Source organism: Staphylococcus sp. EG-SA-2 (assembly GCF_017152085.1).
Window position 1 is genome coordinate 1 of record NZ_JACYHC010000064.1, and the last position, 564, is coordinate 564.

The following is a 564-nucleotide window of genomic DNA, read 5'->3' on the forward strand; positions in this document are numbered from 1 at the left end:
TCATATCCATTGGCTTATCTGGATATGGGTATGCATGATACAAATCTTCATTTCGAATCTGTCCACTCAACCCCTTCTCTCCGTTCATAGGCACGTGGACACATGTTATATCATTATCAAATGCAAGGTGAATTGCATCATGTAATAATTGTGAAAATGGATGTGTTTGACAGACTAAATCTTGTAACCCATTTACTGATAACATCAAACCTTTATCACTTATGATTTCCTGTGACCAATAAGCCACTGCTTTTCTATCATAGAATGTTAAATCTAATAATTCTTGGTCCTCTTCATACTCATTTAAGTCAATCACTTTAGAATCAATGCTTTCAACATCATAAGTTGTTGTTCTCTTTTTAAAATTAATCGAAAGATGTACAAGCTCTTTTGCATCTTGACCAGCCTGAACATAATACGTTTCATGATCTTGACCGACTATTGTTTGATGCTGATGAGCTGTAATCATTAAATCTATAACACCGAGTTCTTCCATTAATTTTTCAGCTTCATTCGAACTTGCCTTTTTATTTTTCGTACTATTACTAATTTTATTCAATCCAC

General features: G+C 33.5%; 1 pseudogene. It reads right to left on the reverse strand.

Features of this window, described 5'->3' with window-relative positions:
- A pseudogene (locus IDG60_RS00495) lies at positions 1–564 on the reverse strand (bifunctional metallophosphatase/5'-nucleotidase); the annotation flags it as partial.